The organism is Muricoccus nepalensis (genome assembly GCF_006438825.1).
GTDB lineage: Bacteria > Pseudomonadota > Alphaproteobacteria > Acetobacterales > Acetobacteraceae > Roseomonas > Roseomonas nepalensis.
On the sequence record NZ_RCZP01000068.1, the window covers coordinates 1 to 15,456 of the forward strand.

The following is a 15,456-nucleotide window of genomic DNA, read 5'->3' on the forward strand; positions in this document are numbered from 1 at the left end:
TCCGACACCGCTTTCCGCAGCCGCGCGTTCTCCCGCTCCAGCTCCCTCAACCGTCTCACCTGGTCCAGCTTCAGGCCGCCGAACTCGGCCCGCCAGCGGTAATAGGTCTGGTCGGTCACCCCGATCGCCCGCACCGCCTCCGACACCGGCTTGCCTTGCGTGGTCAGCACCTCAACCTGCCGCAGCTTGGCGACGATCTCCTCGGGCGTGTGCGTCCTCTTCCGGCCCATCCTCTGCCTCCTCAAAACAGCCGCCGGTCCACATAACCGACGGACCGCTTCTACGGGGGCACGTCAGCACGCGTGAATCAGACAGAGAGTGCATATGGCAAAGTCTCAGATCAAACTCGACGAGCTTTCGGTCGAGGACCTCAATCAGCTGATCCAGGACGCTCAAGCTAAGCTGGCCGAGAAGCAGGAAGGCGCTCGGGCTGCGCTGATCGAGGAGATGACCGCCAAGGCTGCCGCCCTCGGCATGAGCCTTGAGGCGTTGGTGGGTAAGCCACCCGCACCGCGGACCAACGTGCGCAAGCCGCGCGGAGACGCCGGCAAGCCAGTCGCGGCCAAGTTCCGCAGCCCTGAAGGGGAGACCTGGAGCGGGCGCGGGCGCATGCCGAACTGGCTCACCCGGGCAACGGCCGAGGGTAAGACCAAGGAGGACTTCGCGGTCTGACCACCACGCCTGAACGATCACCTGCCAAGCGAAGAGGGATTGTCTTCGCCAAGGCTCTGCCTCGCTTAGAGGGGTGATGTGTCACACCACGTTGTCCCTCCCATTCGCGAGGAAAGAGGGCGGATCGCGATGGTGGTGTCAGCGGTTAGTCTGGAAATAAAAAAGCCACTGCCCCGATGAGGTGGGCAGTGGCTTTTTGTTCACGCTCTTCGTCAGGAAGTCGCAGGTTAGCTCAATGCTGGAGAAACCCCCTCTCCAGTTCGTCAGGAAGCAAGGCTGGTCAAGCATCTCTGCGACGTGCCCCCGCACATCGCTGAGACTTGGTCATCACGCTTCTTAACCACCGCCGGAGCATCCCCCACTCCACCGGTTCCGAGCTCGCGATCTCGGCGTCCTCATCATTATCGCTCTCGATTACGTGATGCAATCAGAAGTTCAGGAAAATACGAGGTCGTTTCGACCGGATCGGGACAGCTGGCCGCGCAAGCTCTACTTTACCGGCTTGCTCCTGGCCGACCCTCTGCTCAGCCAAGGGCAAGATCCTCAATGTAGGCGTCGAGCGACTGGAAGGCCGTGGCAGCCTCCCGCAGCTCGCGGCTGGCGTGCGCCCAGTACAGCACCGTCACCCGGAAGCCGTCGGCCACGAGCTGCCTCACCAGCGGCTCGTAGTCGCCGTCACCGGCCGCCAGTGTAATACGGTCGCGCCGAGGATCGCCGAAGCGGTAGGCATCCCGGCACACCCGGGTGACCAGGCTGGTGTCGACGCGCTTCTCCCCTCCCGAGAAGCCCCGCTCCAGCGTGACCACATCGAAGCCGGCCGCGGCCGCGTGCCGCCACAGGCCCTCGTTGCTGTTGGTGACGCTGCCAAACGCCACCGCTCGTGGGGCTCCCTCCCCTTCCCCACCCTGCCGGAGGAGGGCCATGAGTCGATGAAGGTCCAGGCGATAGCCGAAGTTGATGACGCCCCGCACGCTGGCGGCCTTCCGGTCTCGCACCAGGCCCTTGGCCACGGCGCTGACCTTCTGTCCCTCAATGAAGAGGTTGCTGACGTCCACATAGGCGAGATGGGTCACGCAGGGTCCTCGTACGGCGTTCTGTCGCGGCGCAGCGCTTATTGCCCCTCCTCCCCGGCCGCCGCGGCTGTGGTGCCGGTCGGGTGGGGCCCGTGGGTCATTCGTCCAACCCGCACGCCTCGCCACCCGCCACCGCCTTCACCAAGGCGTCGGCTGGGCTGGTGGAGCTTCCCATCGTCACCAGCCTCGCTGCTTCATCAGCCGCGTCGAATCAGAACCCGCGAGCCCATGCAAGCCTGAAGCACTCTAACGCGCCTGGGCAGCCCGGCAACCTGAGCCCGCGCCCTTGGTGGTTATCCCACCGCGCGCGTTCATGGTGCTGAGCACCGATGCCCTCGGCCGCCCGACCATTACATTCGGCTAATAGCCGAGAAGATCCGCTTGGGGTGGCAGCGGGCAATCGGATACGGCAGGCGCTTTCATGTCGATACCGCGATCGGCCGCTACAAGCACCTGATGACGCCTCCCAGGGGGCGACCCTGGATCAGGTCCGGCTTGGGCAACGGCGTGCAAACGCGAGGCCGACAAGCCCCGTACCGAGCAAGGCTATGGATGCGGGCTCCGGCACGGCTATGGGCGTGTAGGTGTAAGTGACGGCGAACTGCCCTGCCAGAGTCGCCGTGTCGACGACATCAATGCCGCCGCGCGGCGCTCCCGAGTTGCCCCTGATGTAGAAGCCGATGATGCCGGGGCCGGTGAAGTCGACCGGCGGGCTCTCCTGCGGCAGCGTCGGCGGGTATGTCGCGGTCAGGTCGACGGCTTCGGGCGAACCGAGCGTCTGCGCGACGCCGTCCGCAGTCGTGATCGCCACGGACTGGGTCGGGAGGATCTGGGTGCCCCCTGCTGGGAACGCGATCAACACTCTGGGCGAGTACAACACTGGAGACGGAGCGGACGGTGTAAGGGTCTGCAGGTTGGTTTGGCCCGGCGTAAGGGTGCCGGTCAGTCGGGCGGACACCGCCGTCAACGTGCCTAGGGCAGGGTCGAAGGCGGGGACGACGGCGTCCGTTCCGAGTTCCGCGAAGTGGATGCCTGCAAACACCGGGACAGTTTCTGTGATAGCAGCAGCCTAAGCGACGCTCGCTTGTAGCGCCAGTGCTGTTGTCACGACGCCACAAAACATCGAGGCCCGGGGGCGGATCACGGGGAGGGGCATGGCCAAGGAGCAGAGGGGTTCCAAACCCCCCTGGGGGACGTCCATGATCGTTCAATCGCTCCGCTTTGCCGCTACTCTGACGGCAGCCTTGCTGATGGCCGCGCCGGGGTCGGCCCAGACCCCCGCGCCCCGTGAGGTGCCGGCGAAGACCTTGCCGGTCCCGGCAACGGTCAGCCCGCCGATGCAGGCGATCATCGCCCAGCCGCTCCGGACCAACTGGGACAGGCCGCCGACGACGCCGGAGGGATGGCGCCAACTCGCCGACAGCACCGCGGCCACGGTTGCACCGCAGATCCCGCCGATGGCCGAGCGGATGCGGGTGACGATCGAACCGTCCACGATCGACGGCGTGCGCGTCTACACCATCACCCCCGCCGACATGCCGGCGCAGAACCGGAACCGGCTCGCCGTCCACGTTCATGGTGGCTGCTACGTCCTGAACCCTCGCGAGGCGGCCCTGCCGGAGGCCATCTTCCTGGCAGGGTTCGCCCGGATGAAGGTGATCGCGGTCGACTACCGCATGCCGCCGGAGGCGTATTTCCCCGCGGCACTCGACGACGCCATGACGGTCTACAGGGCGGCGACCAGGATGGTCCCTCCGGCAAACATCGCTGTTTTCGGCAGCTCCGCCGGCGGCGCGTTGACGCTGGAGATGATGCTGCGCGCCAAGCAGGACGGGTTGCCGATGCCCGGCGCCATCGCGCCCGGTACGCCCATGTCGGATGTGACCAAGCAAGGTGACTCGTTCCAAACCAACGCCATGGTCGACAACGTCCTCGTCTCGCCCGACGGGTTCTGCGACGCGGCCACACGCTTCTATGCCAACGGCCAAGACCTGAGGGACCCCATGCTGTCCCCGGTCTACGGCGACGTTCACGGCTTCCCGCCCACCATTCTCACCACCGGGACCCGGGACCTGCTGCTGAGCAACACGGTCCGCATGCATCGGGCCCTGCGTCAGGCCGGCACCGAAGCGACCCTGCAGGTGTTCGAGGCCCAGTCGCACGCGCAGTACTACCGCGACGACCGCGTCCCTGAGGTGAAGGAGGCCTTCCAGGAGATCGGACAGTTCTTCGACCGGCATCTCGGGAGGTAGCCCGTCGCTCGCGCGGCGCTGGCCCTACCAAGCTGCGTCGTTGAGGCATCCATTCTTCGGATGCAGCCCGTTCACGAACACGACTGAACGGGACTGGAGACGGCGGTACCGTCCTGGCCAGTAGCCTGCACCCCGTCAGTCGCCCGGGCGGATAGGGCGCCTGCTGCCTCGCTATCGTGCTCGAGCAGAAAGTGACGGGGGCTGGCGGCCAGTTGCCACGCGAGCCCGCTCGGCGTTTCCTCGCGCCCTCAACAGAAGGGTGCGAAGGCGTGATCATCTGGCGTGGCTGGGGCATCCTGACGATCCCCATTGTGGCTCTGACCGGCGGGCTTGTCGTCGCGATCCTCCACAACCTGATGGCAGGAACGGGGCGCTACGCCGGTCTGGCTTTGACGGCGGGCCTGCTCACCGCGGCCGCCGTCAACTGGTTCGTCGGCCGACGCTTGAACCGCAGGCCCGTACGAGAGCTCCTCGACCCGACGACAGGGGAGCGCGTCATCGTTCGGCGCTCGCATGATCTGTTCTTTGTGCCTATGCAGTGGTGGTCACTCCTTCTCATTGCCGCCGCCCTCGTCTCCCTCTTTGCCATCCTCTTTGGGGCGGGTCCGGCTGTGAAAAGCTGAGACGCGCGCGATGAGGGATTGGTAGGATCGGACATTTCTTGCCCTCGCGCCCCTCGTGCCAGCGAAGCAGAGCCGGCATAGGACGCGGTGTCTGCGCCGAAGTCTGTCACCGAACTCTCCGTCAGGGGCCGCACCACAGGGTCGGGTGAGGAAGGGATCGATCCTGATGGTGGCGGCCTGACGACCAGGGTGTGATCGCTTGCCATGACGCCACCCCGCGCCCGGGCCCCTCGCCCGCGACTCACACCGCCGCTCGCCGCGGACACTGAACTCGCCGCCCCCTCCCCTGCCCGCCCTCGGCAGAAGAAGGCTCCACCCCGCTCGCGCGCCCTCAGCGCCCAGGCGCTCGAGCAGCTCGGAGCGCCCAGGCTCGCCGAGTTGCTGATGGCACAGGCCAAGGGTGACCCGGCCCTGGCCCGCACGCTGCGGCTGGCGCTCGCCGGCACCGACGGCAGCGTTCGCCTCGCGGTCGAGGTGGAGAAGCGGCTCCGCACCATCGGGCGCTCGCGGGGGTTCATCGAGTGGGACAAGGTGCGCCCCCTCGCCCGCGAGCCCGACAGCCTGCGCGAGACGATCGCCGGGCCTCTGGCCGCGACCGACCCGCGCGCGGCCGTGGCGCAGATGCGGCTGCTGCTCAGCTTGGCCGACAACGTGTTCGAGCGCAGCGACGACGGCAGCGGCACCTTGGGCGAGGTGTTCCGGGGGGTCGGCTCCGATCTCGGACGGCTCTGGAGCCAGGTGCCGAACCGCGACCCGGTGGCACTGGCCGCCGATGTGCTGACGCTCTGGGACGCCGACGGGTACGGCGAGACCGATCGGCTGCTCGAGGCGGCCGGGCCGGCGCTCGGCCCCGAGGGGCGGGCGGAACTGCGCCGGCTGCTGCAGGCCCGCCTCGCGGCGCTGCCGCGCCCGCGCAAGACGGACGCCTTCGAGGGTTGGCAGGGGCGTGGCCAGGTTGCCTTTCGCCTCCGGGACTTGGCCGCACTCGAGGGTGACCTGGACGCCTTCATCGCGGCCGCCGAGGCGGGCAGCCGGGCCGAGAACTTCGCCGGCGACATCGCCCAGCGCCTGCTCGCCCGCGGCCGTGCTGCCGAGGCACTCGCCTGGCTGGACCGGGCACCCGAGCGGCACGAGAGCGAGGAGGTCCGGCACACCGACTTGCGCCTCACGGCCCTGGACGCGCTCGGGCGTCAGGACGAGGCACACGCGCTGCGCTGGGCGGCGTTCCAGCGCTGGCTGACGCCGCAGCACCTGCGCCCCTACCTTCGTGCGTTGCCAGGCTTTGACGACGTGGAGGCGGAAGAGCGTGCCATGGCGCACGCCCTGGAGCACCCCGACCGGAACTTGGCGCTCGCCTTTCTGGTCGCCTGGCCCAAGCTTGAGGCGGCGAACCGGCTGGTGCGGGCCCACCCCGCCGAGATGGACGGGCGCGACTACGGGCGGCTCCGCCCGGCCGCCGAGGCGCTGGCCGAGCGCTACCCGACCACCGCCACGCTGCTGCACCGCGCCCTAGCCGAGGACGTGCTGCGGCGGGCTGCCTCGCGGCAGTACGGGCACGCCGCGCGCGATGTCCGCGCCTGCGCCAGCCTCGTGCCGCTGCTCGCTGAGGAGTTCGGCATCGAGAACCATGAGGCGTTCCTGGCGCGTCTCAAGCGCGAGCACGGCCGGAAAGCAGGGTTCTGGACGCTGCTGGAGGGTCAGAACTGAAAGCAGGGGTGCTCTGATCTTCCCGCTTCGGTTGCAGAACCGTCACTCGCCCTCGACGGTGCGCTCCGTTGTTGATCCCTGTTGGTCGACAAGCGAGCCGATGAGCCGCAGAAGCTCGACGTGCTCAGGCCCGTACACACCACGGATCAGGAACTCGCCGATCTCGAGATCCGCCACCCGGCCGCCGGAGGCGGGACTGGGTTCATGCCGGACGAACACGCGCCCCGGCTCAAGCTCCCGCTTGAGGAGCCACTGGTCACCGTTCTCGCTCCTGTAGAGCAGCCGTGTTTGCGTCATCGCTGAACTCCTGCCTTCCGCTCCGCTCGGCCGCAGCCATTGCATGGGATGGTAGACGATTTCGGAAGCGCTTCGTGGTGATGTCGACGCCGGTTGGATCCTGGTTCTCCCGCGTTCTCCGTGCTGCTGTTGCGGGGTCATGCGGCATGTAGGACCGGAGCGCGGAGGAGTTCAAAGCCGGCTCGGCCGTACATGGTGCGCTTGATCGTCTTCAAGCGGCTGATCTGGCCTTCGACAGGACCTGTCGTCCAGCGCAGGGCAAGCATGCCCTGCAGATGGAGGCGCTGGGCCAGCGCGTCACTCGGAGCAGGCGCGAGGTTTTCTTTGGACTCTTGCGGGAACTCGACGAAAACCTGCGGCCTATTCCTGGCCTCTTGCGGGAAGTCCACCCTGCACCAGCCGGGGCGTTACGGGGGGGCGCGACTGTCTCAGAACCAAGCCTTCAGGGGCCACCTCGACGTTGGCGTTCGGATAGACGGCCGTCGCGACCTTCAGGCTGTCCACGAAACGCTCCTTCCAGTGGTCGATGCGCTTGTAGGAGGCACCGAACTGACCGAAGAGCGCCCTCCACGAGACTGACACGGGCTTACCCTGGGGCAGGACGTGGAGGCGGTAGGCTAGCCAGCAGTAGACGTCGAGCGCCTGAGAGTTGTTCGAAATCGCTCTTATCGCTGACTCCTCAAGGGGAACTGGATGCCTGCGGAGCTGCTCGAAGAAGGTCTCCGACAGACGGGCCGTCTCCACGAACAGCGACCCCTGGCCGTCGGCCGAGGGCTCCTGCACGAACATGGCGGTATCGACGATGTTCTGGTTTACCAGTCCGGCGCGGCCGCCCGCCGTGATATGGAAGGTCATCCGGCACCTCGAGAGGCGGTCTGCTTGCTCCCGGACCTCCTTGAAGCTCTTCCCGCCGATGGGGATGCCGAGGCGGCCGAGCCATGCGTGCAGGCTGCGTCCAAGCTCGATGTCCCGCGACCCCGTGCGTAGCGCTTCTCCCTGGAGGAAGAGCAGGATGAGTCGGGCGCGCGAGCCGTAGGGGGCGCCGACCCACTCCATGCCTCCGCCGGGAATGTTTCGCCGCCCCGGCTCAACAATCAGGGTGACGCGGTCGCTCTCGACTTTCCAGGCGGCGTCGTCCGCTAGCTTCTTGTGGGGCAGTGCGGCCTGGCACCAGCCGCTGTAGAGGAAGCCGACCCCTGCATCCTCGTCGGCCATGTACTGAATGGCGGCCTCGATGGCGCGGCGGTCCGCGACCGTGGAAGCCATCTTCAGGGCCCCCTGCCGTCCGTGCTCCTCAATGAGCCGGTGGACCGTTCCCATGGCTCTCTGCGGCTCCTCGCCAACCAACGTCGGGTAAAATGCGTCGATAGCCGGGGCGGCGTCCACCTGGACTCCTGCGGGACAAGCTATTTGAAAGCTATTAGAAGACTTTATTAGAAGTGGCCCGCAGGAATCCAGGGGATAACCCGCCAAGTCGTTGATTTCTGCATTTGCTCTCCCGCAGGAGTCCTGGGGATGCCCGCAGGAGTCCAAACCTGAGCTGTGGACATCCTCGAGCCCGAACTGAACCCAAGGCTTGCGACTCGTAACCCGCAAGAGTCCAGGCGACTGCCTTCCCGCAGGAGTCCAGGCGACCGCCTCCCCGCAGGAGTCCAGTCGGCACCGCCGACACCTGGACCGCGACGCGACTGCGTTGCATGGACCATCTTGTAGGGGCAGTAAGCCCCGAGCCGGTCCGCGTTCAGGTGATGCGGACAGACTCCGGCCGTCCGAGTTCGAGCATGCGGTTGAGTGCGCGGACGGCGATGGCTACTTCGGTCGTGTGGCGCCCATCGATGCGCGAGTGCAGTCCATCGCCGATCACCCGCTTGAAGCGCGCTACACCCGCCTCGACCAGGGCACGCTGGTTATAGCTCGAGGACTTCTGCCAGCCCACTCGCCCGCGCTCCGCAGTGGCCCCAAGGGTGCTGGTCCCACTGGATCGGCGCCGTCTCGGCCGTCGCGCTCGGCACCGCAGTGGACCGTGGTGGCACGATCACAGCAGCATCGGGACGCCGCGCCGCCACCTCACGGTAGATGCCGTCCTGGTCGTAGGCGCCATTAGCGCTGAACGAGGCGATTGGGTCCGCGACCTGGTCGAGCAAAGGCCCAACCTGCGAGGCATAATCGACGTCGCTCATCGTCAGGGTGCACGCGACGATCCGACCGATGTCGGCGTCCACACCAATGCGCAGCTTGCACCACAACCGACGTGCCCTGCTCCTAGGCTTCTCGACCAGCCACTAGCCCGGACCACAGAGCTGCCGCCCAGTGTAATCGACGACCAAGTGTATGGGACGGGTGCCAGACTGGCGCTGCAACACCTCCAGCGTCTGGACCCGGCGGCACATGGTTGAGTGGTCCGGTACCGCCAGGTCGAGACCGAGCAGGACGACGATTGAGCCAATCTGGCCATTGGTCTGACGCAAGGCTAGGTGGAACACAGTCCGAAGTGTCAGCGACGTGTTGATAACCAGTTCCGGATAGCGTCGTTGCCCGCCCGGCGTGGTCTGGGGCTTAGCCTTCCAGGCCGCGATCGCCACAGCCGCGAAGCAAAGGGTAAAACTGCCACGTCCGTACAAGGCCGCATCGTATTACGCCCAGTTCGTCGCCTGGAACTGTTGCCTTGCAATTCGTTGACGGCGGTCGGCATTGGCCTTGAACGGCAAGCTACGTTCTACTGGAGGACGGCAGAGCATAATCCCGTTACCATCCTACCCTGGGCGGCTCGCTAAGTCGTTCGATGCAATACACCCGCCCGTCAACGGACTTCATCACACTCGCAAAAATTGGATAGCGATCCGGTCCTATTTTCTCTCGGGGAAATTGCTGGCACCTTGCCTCCATGATGGGGGTTCATGATGGCAAAGCCGAAAGGGTGTCGGATACTCGTCCTAGGGGGGTCGAAGGGGGGATGCGGACGCAGTACGCTCACCCGCAACCTGCTCGTCGCGGCGCGGCAAGCCGGGTTGAAGGCGGTAGGAGTAGACCTCGACGCGCAGCGGACGCTTGGAAAGTGGGCGGCCCGGCGGACTGAGACGCGGAGCCAGTTGCCGCAAATTGTCGATGTGGAAGTCATTGCAGCCTCGGCGGACGAGTGGGATGCGGTGCGCCCGAAACTTGCTACTTATCAACTCGCCATTGTGGACACCGCGCCGGGCGTTGAGCACGAGATGGCGCGTATGGTCGCCATCTGCCGCGACGCGGCTTACGTGCTCGTCCCGTGCAGCCCTTCGACCGACGATCTTGAGTCGGTTGTCCCATGGTGGACTAGCCTTGCGGCGGGCGGTGCTCACGGCGCCTTCGTTCTCAACAGGGCGAACCGGAGGACGCGAGCCTTCGCCGCCTCGCGCTCGGCGCTGCTTCGGCACGGCGCGCTTGTGCCGGTTGAGATACCGCTGCTCGAAGGGATTGCAGCTCCGTTCTCATCCGGCCTCACCGTGATGGATTATGACAAAGCGGCGGGCGCGGACGTGATTGCAGACCTATGGCGCCACACTCGCAGGGAGATTGGCGTATGACCACGAAGCCGCCCACCAAGCTCTCCGCCCGCCGCCTCAAGGGAGGCGGTGCCGCGACCATGGACCTCATGGCGAACGACAAGCGAAGCGAGCGAGCGGCCACGCTCATCCGCGCCGACGACGCTGGCCGAGCTATCGTCGCCGACCTGTTCGCGGACCAGCCGCTCGACGAGGCTAAGACGGCGACGCTGTTGCAGACCCGAGCCGTAGTTGCTGAGGAGTGGGGGAAGGCGCAGAACGCGGCGCTTAAGGTCGGGCAGGCGCTTCTTCACTTAAGCCAAACTCTTAGCGCCGACGAGTTCCGCCGGGTTCGTCGCGGGTCCGAGCGCCTGTTCCCCTTCTCGGACGCCATGGCGACGAAGCTGCGCCTCGCGGCCCTGACTATGGCCGACTGGCGGCTGTCAGTGGATGAGGCTCCACCCTACACCGTCCTCTACGAGATTTCGACGCTGCCCCCGGAGGGTTGGGACATTGTGCGCGAGCGCGGCCTGATGCGCCCGGACGTGCGGCGCGGCGAGATCGTCGCGGTTCGGCGCGAGTTGAAGCAGCACAAGATCACCGGCCCGGTCGTGATCGAGGGACACGCCGAGCCGGGTGAGGGGACGCCCACCGTCTCGCGAGCCGACCTCCTGCGCGAGCGCGAGCGGTTGGTGTCGGCACTCGCGAACATCGACGCGCAGATTGCGCTCATGGACGCGGCGGCGCGGGGCTGACCTGAGCCCGATCTGATTGCATCTCGCCGCCCGCGTGCCCACCGAGGTGACGGGCGACGAGCCCTTCGCGAGCATCATCCGCCGCTCCTACGCCGACCTCTTTGCCGAGCGGCAGAAGTGGTACGACCTCGTCTGGTGGACCCGGAGCGCCTATCACATGAATGAGGCCAGGGCGCGCGGGCACGCCGAGGTTGAGGCGAGATACGGCAACCAATTCATGGAGAGCTTCACGTCCAACGACTGGATCGTTGCGAATGGGAACTTGATGGCGTTGTCGTGGGCGCTCGGCGCCGAGTGGAACAAGGCCGGGGCTACATGACCTCGGTCGCAGGAGAGGGGGGCGTGCCTCCTCTCCTGCGCCTGCTGCACGCGTTGAGGAGGCGCGCCAGCCTTTTGGGCAGGCGTTCTCGGCCGAGTTTAGCACGATAACAATCCATTATCGTGCCCAAGGGGCAGGGAGAGGGCGGTTGCCACAGGTGGGCGCCGCCGGGCACACTCGGGAGGGCCGGAACGGCGGCGTGGGGGCGTGCGCCGGATCGTCCGGAGCGGGGCAGGGGAGCGGGGACTCTGGTGGGGACACAGCTGAGATCGCCCGTGAAGACGAGGCTTTCCTCCCCTTCGCAGGCGCGGGGCGCGGCGTGACGGAGCGCCCCACGTCGAGCCCGCCGGCCGTCCCCGCGTCGGTGGTGCGGCTGGCGGCGGGCGCGCTGCCGGTGGAGGCGCTCGCCGTGCTGGCCGGGCCTGTGGGCGAGGCGGTGGCCCGCGCCGCGGGCTACGCCGGGCGGGCGCTGTCGGAGAACACCCGGCGCGCCTACGCGTCCGACTGGCGCACCTTCTGTTCCTGGTGCGAAGCGGGCGGCGTGGCGGCCCTGCCGGCAGCCCCCGTGGTGATCGCTGGCCACCTGGCGAGCTTGGCCGCCACGCTCGGACGCAGCGGCCTGCGCCGGCGGCTGGCGGCGATTGCCCACCACCACCGCCAGGCCGGTCACCCCTGGGAGACGCGCCAGCCGGCGATCAGCGCGACGATGCGCGGCATCCTGGCCACCCACGGCAAGCCCGCCCGCCCGGCGGCCGCCCTCACCTCGGCCGAGGTCAAGCGCCTGCTGGCGAGCTGCGGCACCGATGTGGCCGGGACGCGGGACAAGGCGCTGCTGCTGGTCGGCTTCGCCGGGGCGCTGCGTCGCTCCGAGCTGGTGGGGATCGACCGCGAGCACCTGCGCTTCACCAGTGAGGGCATGACGGTGCTCATCCCGCGCGCCAAGCGCGACCAGGAGGGGGAGGGGGCCTCGATCGGCATCCCCCGCGGGCTGAACCCGCTCTCCTGCCCGGTGCGGGCGGTGGAGGCCTGGCTCAAGCGGAGCCGGATCGAGTGGGGGCCGGTGTTCCGCCGCGTGAGCGCCGCGGGTGGGCTGGAGGACCGGCTGACGCCGCAGGGGGTGTGGCGCATCCTGCGGCGAAGGGCGGCGATGGCGAACCTGACCGTGGATGAGCGCGAGCGGCTCTCCCCGCACGGGCTGCGGGCGGGGTTCATCACGGAGGCCTACCTCAAGGGCGCGCTCGACGAGCAGGTGATGCACCACACGCGCCAGCGGAGCCTCGCGACCACGCAAGGGTACCGCCGGCGCGCCAAGATCACGCAGGACAGCCCGGCCCGGCTGCTCGACCTCTGAACAGTGGGGCGACAGGCCACAAGGTGGCAGGGCAGGGCAGGGGAGGCGCCCTCACCCAGGAGGAGGCGCCCGCCGACTCACCGGACCCAACCTGGCGGCCCGAGCGCCGCCACACAGACTGGCTGCGCAACACAGCTGCTGGCTCGGCGACTGCGGGAGGCGGTGGCGCTGAACCACCAGCGCGCCATCGTCCGGGTAGAAACTGATCGGAGTTGCCCGCTCGATCTGCACCGGCTGCTTCCGGTGCCCGCGGCCATCCTCAAGCTCGGGCCGGAGGAGCCAGCGAGCCGGGACTGGCTGCTCACTCACTGGGGAACGACCCGCCCGCTCCGGCACGTCGAAGTCCTGCCCGGTAAGCTGGACGGGCGGCGCAAGAAGATGGCCGAGCTCCGGGTGGGCTTCTGGTCGGCGGACTGGTCGCCCTGGCAGGCGGTGCTGCGGCTGCGGCGGGACTGGCCGGCGCTCTCCGTCGTGCTCACCTCCGACTACGCGCCGGGCGCAGCGGAGGGGCAGGGGGCGAGCACAGCCGAGGGGCGTGCCTTGGAGGGGAGCGGATCCTCCTCGGTGAGTCGCGGACGGGCCCGCCGTGGCTGAGGCGCTCGTCCTGGAGCAGGAGCCCGCCCGTGGGGAGGGGCAGGGCACGCCGGCAGAGAGAGGCGACAGAGCCGACTCACCGAGCACCTCCCCGCAGCTGCGGGTGGAGGGCTTCGAGGGGCCGCTCGACTTCCTGCTCGAGATGGTGCGCCGCCAGCGGGTGGATCTCGGCCCGCTCTCCATCCTGACGCTCACCGACCAGCTGGTGGGCGCCATCGAGAACAGCGGTGGCGGCGCCCGGCTGGAACGGCGAGCGGACTGGCTGGTCATGGCGAGCCAGCTCCTGCTGCTCAAGGCGCAGCTGCTGGCGCCCGCCAGCCAGGAGGCGGCGCAGGAGGAGGCCCGACGGCGCTTGGCGCAGTTGGACGAACTCGCCCGCGTACGGGCCGGCGCCGAGTGGCTCGCCACACGGCCGCAGCTCGGGCGGGAGGTGTTCGCGCGGGGGCAGGTGGACTCACCCGCCCCGCGACCGCAGGCGGAGCTGTACGTTGCCTTCCTGGAGGCGACACTCGCCCTCCTGGAGAGCCGGGAAGGGCAGGGGGCGGAGGCGCCCGCCACCTACCGCCCCGCGCCGCCCGATCTGTGGCGCATCTCGGACGCCGTGCTCCGCATCACCGAACTGCTCCGGCAGAGCCCCACCGGCTTTCCACTTCAGCGCTGCCTGCCGACGATCCCGCCTGCCGCCCCTGACAGGCCGCTGCGTCTCCGAGCCGCCCTCGCCAGCACCCTCGTCGCCGGGCTGGAACTGGCGCGCGATGGCCGGGCCGTGCTCCAGCAGGACGAGGCCTTTGACGCCGTTCTCATCGGACCAGTACCAGCTTGAGCAACACGGTGGTCAGGCGACGCTAAGACGCTACTGAACCTTACCCTCCCCGTCCGGGCAGTCCAGACCCAGAACGCAAGGTCATGCCGAAGGAACTCCCTGGTGCGCGCGGTTGAGGTCGCTCGACGATCTGGAGCGCCGTGCGAGTAGCTCGGTTTAATCTTATAACGACGGGAGGGCAGAACTTCTTAGTTCTACAGTTGAGCTTTCATGCGAGCCTCGCGCTGACTGCGGCGCCAGTGACATGTTCTGGCGATCGCCTGATGTAGGCGTCGCCAGAGGGACCATTTGAAGAGGCGGTCCAGCACGAGGCCAGCGGCGCGTCGGAGGTCGCTGATGAGATGGCGGATCTCGCCGGTGCTGAAGTCGACTGGAGAGGGGGTTTGCTGGTCCCCCTTTTTTGCCGCGAGGCGGCGTTGAGCCTCACGCGCATGCCGGCGAGAAAGGCCAGAGCAAGCATGGCCAGTGTGATGTGCCGGTACCATCCGTGNTTCTACAGTTGAGCTTTCATGCGAGCCTCGCGCTGACTGCGGCGCCAGTGACATGTTCTGGCGATCGCCTGATGTAGGCGTCGCCAGAGGGACCATTTGAAGAGGCGGTCCAGCACGAGGCCAGCGGCGCGTCGGAGGTCGCTGATGAGATGGCGGATCTCGCCGGTGCTGAAGTCGACTGGAGAGGGGGTTTGCTGGTCCCCCTTTTTTGCCGCGAGGCGGCGTTGAGCCTCACGCGCATGCCGGCGAGAAAGGCCAGAGCAAGCATGGCCAGTGTGATGTGCCGGTACCATCCGTGCCACGAGCGGATCTCGTAGTCGGCCAGGCCGACCTCCTGCTTGGCGACCTCGAAGCATTCCTCGATGGCCCAGCGCCGGCCCGCAACACGCGCCAGAGTGGCCAGGCTGGTCCTGTCGGGGCCGAAGACGACGTAGTAGKCGAGATCCTTCGGATCCGTGCGGCTGCGCCGGACCAGCAGCCAGTGGTCCCAGGGGGGCTGCTGGAGCCGGGTCAGCCGCAGGCGCGCCCAGTCATAGACCCGCTCGCCCTTGCTGCCCGCCCCGGCCGACAAACGTCGCCAGGCCTGGGCCGGCAAACAAGCGGCCAGGCGCGAGGCAGCGTGCTGACCGAGATGGTCGTTCAGCACCGCCCAGAGCTTCTCGTTGCTGCGGATCGCCAGCACRAAGGGCTGCTCGCGCTGTTCAAGGGCAATGCGCAGCCGGCGGTCCGAGCCGTAGACCTCGTCACCCAGCACCCAGGCGCAGGGTAGCCCGGCATCAAGCGCTCGCTCGATCATGCGGCCGGCCAGCGCCGGCTTGGTGGCGAACGCCACTTCCTCGGGAACGGCGGCCTCGGCGCGCCTGTCGCTGTTCTCGCACCACTCCTTCCTGGGCAGGTAGAGCTCGCGGTCGATCAGCGCGTGCCCCTTGCTGCTGGCATAAGCCAGGAAGACCCCGATCTGCGCATTCTCGATCCGCCCTG

General features: G+C 67.8%; 18 protein-coding genes and 1 pseudogene. 10 read left to right on the forward strand and 9 right to left on the reverse strand.

Annotation, left to right across the window (positions count from 1 at the left end; genetic code table 11):
- Nucleotides 1-230: transposase (locus tag EAH89_RS28965; RefSeq protein WP_140887249.1), on the reverse strand; the 230-nt coding region annotated here is incomplete at its 3' end.
- Between the two features lie 94 nt (nucleotides 231-324).
- Between EAH89_RS28965 and EAH89_RS28970 the strand changes: the two genes are divergently transcribed.
- Nucleotides 325-672 carry an H-NS histone family protein gene (locus tag EAH89_RS28970; RefSeq protein ID WP_140887251.1) on the forward strand — a complete coding sequence of 116 codons (348 nt, stop codon included), beginning with the start codon at nucleotides 325-327 and terminating at the stop codon, nucleotides 670-672.
- Nucleotides 673-1,196: 524 nt separating this feature from the next.
- Here the strand turns inward: EAH89_RS28970 and EAH89_RS28975 are convergent.
- Both EAH89_RS28975 and EAH89_RS28980 read right to left on the reverse strand, forming a co-directional pair.
- Entirely contained in the window at nucleotides 1,197-1,745 is a 549-nt protein-coding gene (locus EAH89_RS28975; protein WP_161993828.1) for an NYN domain-containing protein, read from the reverse strand.
- Between the two features lie 484 nt (nucleotides 1,746-2,229).
- Nucleotides 2,230-2,787, reverse strand: coding sequence for a PEP-CTERM sorting domain-containing protein (locus tag EAH89_RS28980; protein ID WP_206667718.1), 558 nt, complete (start codon nucleotides 2,785-2,787; stop codon nucleotides 2,230-2,232).
- Between the two features lie 157 nt (nucleotides 2,788-2,944).
- Between EAH89_RS28980 and EAH89_RS28985 the strand changes: the two genes are divergently transcribed.
- From EAH89_RS28985 to EAH89_RS28995, 3 genes are all read left to right on the forward strand, one after another.
- Nucleotides 2,945-3,997: an alpha/beta hydrolase gene (locus EAH89_RS28985; protein WP_140887260.1), complete on the forward strand. Its 1,053-nt coding sequence runs from the start codon at nucleotides 2,945-2,947 to the stop codon at nucleotides 3,995-3,997.
- A 269-nt stretch (nucleotides 3,998-4,266) separates the two neighbouring features.
- Nucleotides 4,267-4,620 (forward strand): hypothetical protein, encoded by a 354-nt coding sequence (locus EAH89_RS28990; protein WP_140887263.1) that lies wholly within the window; start codon nucleotides 4,267-4,269, stop codon nucleotides 4,618-4,620.
- Between the two features lie 204 nt (nucleotides 4,621-4,824).
- Nucleotides 4,825-6,327 carry a DUF6880 family protein gene (locus tag EAH89_RS28995; protein WP_338325560.1) on the forward strand — a complete coding sequence of 501 codons (1,503 nt, stop codon included), beginning with the start codon at nucleotides 4,825-4,827 and terminating at the stop codon, nucleotides 6,325-6,327.
- Nucleotides 6,328-6,369: 42 nt separating this feature from the next.
- Here EAH89_RS28995 and EAH89_RS29000 read toward each other — a convergent pair whose 3' ends face one another.
- The 5 genes from EAH89_RS29000 to EAH89_RS33650 form a co-directional block, all read right to left on the reverse strand.
- Nucleotides 6,370-6,624, reverse strand: a complete 255-nt coding sequence (locus EAH89_RS29000; protein ID WP_140887267.1) for a hypothetical protein — start codon at nucleotides 6,622-6,624, stop codon at nucleotides 6,370-6,372.
- 360 nt (nucleotides 6,625-6,984) lie between these two features.
- A complete protein-coding gene (locus EAH89_RS29010; RefSeq protein ID WP_338325561.1) occupies nucleotides 6,985-8,010 on the reverse strand; it encodes a replication protein RepA in 1,026 nt (341 codons plus the stop codon).
- 355 nt (nucleotides 8,011-8,365) lie between these two features.
- Nucleotides 8,366-8,560, reverse strand: a complete 195-nt coding sequence (locus EAH89_RS32320; RefSeq protein ID WP_206667719.1) for a hypothetical protein — start codon at nucleotides 8,558-8,560, stop codon at nucleotides 8,366-8,368.
- Nucleotides 8,532-8,846: a hypothetical protein gene (locus tag EAH89_RS32325; RefSeq protein WP_206667720.1), complete on the reverse strand. Its 315-nt coding sequence runs from the start codon at nucleotides 8,844-8,846 to the stop codon at nucleotides 8,532-8,534. The genes EAH89_RS32320 and EAH89_RS32325 overlap by 29 nt, the downstream gene beginning before the upstream one ends.
- 60 nt (nucleotides 8,847-8,906) lie before the next feature.
- Nucleotides 8,907-9,245 carry a transposase gene (locus EAH89_RS33650; protein ID WP_206667721.1) on the reverse strand — a complete coding sequence of 113 codons (339 nt, stop codon included), beginning with the start codon at nucleotides 9,243-9,245 and terminating at the stop codon, nucleotides 8,907-8,909.
- 279 nt (nucleotides 9,246-9,524) lie between these two features.
- On the opposite strand from EAH89_RS33650, the gene EAH89_RS29020 reads away from it, so the two are divergent.
- From EAH89_RS29020 to EAH89_RS29045, 6 genes are all read left to right on the forward strand, one after another.
- Nucleotides 9,525-10,184 (forward strand): ParA family protein, encoded by a 660-nt coding sequence (locus EAH89_RS29020; protein ID WP_241667259.1) that lies wholly within the window; start codon nucleotides 9,525-9,527, stop codon nucleotides 10,182-10,184.
- Nucleotides 10,181-10,897 (forward strand): hypothetical protein, encoded by a 717-nt coding sequence (locus tag EAH89_RS29025; RefSeq protein WP_140887272.1) that lies wholly within the window; start codon nucleotides 10,181-10,183, stop codon nucleotides 10,895-10,897. The genes EAH89_RS29020 and EAH89_RS29025 overlap by 4 nt, the downstream gene beginning before the upstream one ends.
- 16 nt (nucleotides 10,898-10,913) lie before the next feature.
- Nucleotides 10,914-11,216 (forward strand): hypothetical protein, encoded by a 303-nt coding sequence (locus EAH89_RS29030; RefSeq protein WP_140887275.1) that lies wholly within the window; start codon nucleotides 10,914-10,916, stop codon nucleotides 11,214-11,216.
- 319 nt (nucleotides 11,217-11,535) lie between these two features.
- Nucleotides 11,536-12,567, forward strand: coding sequence for a tyrosine-type recombinase/integrase (locus EAH89_RS29035; RefSeq protein WP_140887278.1), 1,032 nt, complete (start codon nucleotides 11,536-11,538; stop codon nucleotides 12,565-12,567).
- Between the two features lie 162 nt (nucleotides 12,568-12,729).
- Nucleotides 12,730-13,161 carry a hypothetical protein gene (locus EAH89_RS29040; protein ID WP_140887280.1) on the forward strand — a complete coding sequence of 144 codons (432 nt, stop codon included), beginning with the start codon at nucleotides 12,730-12,732 and terminating at the stop codon, nucleotides 13,159-13,161.
- Entirely contained in the window at nucleotides 13,154-13,984 is an 831-nt protein-coding gene (locus tag EAH89_RS29045) for a segregation and condensation protein A (RefSeq protein ID WP_140887282.1), read from the forward strand. The genes EAH89_RS29040 and EAH89_RS29045 overlap by 8 nt, the downstream gene beginning before the upstream one ends.
- Before the next feature lie 726 nt (nucleotides 13,985-14,710).
- Here the strand turns inward: EAH89_RS29045 and EAH89_RS29050 are convergent.
- Nucleotides 14,711-15,456: pseudogene (locus EAH89_RS29050) on the reverse strand (IS701 family transposase); the annotation flags it as partial.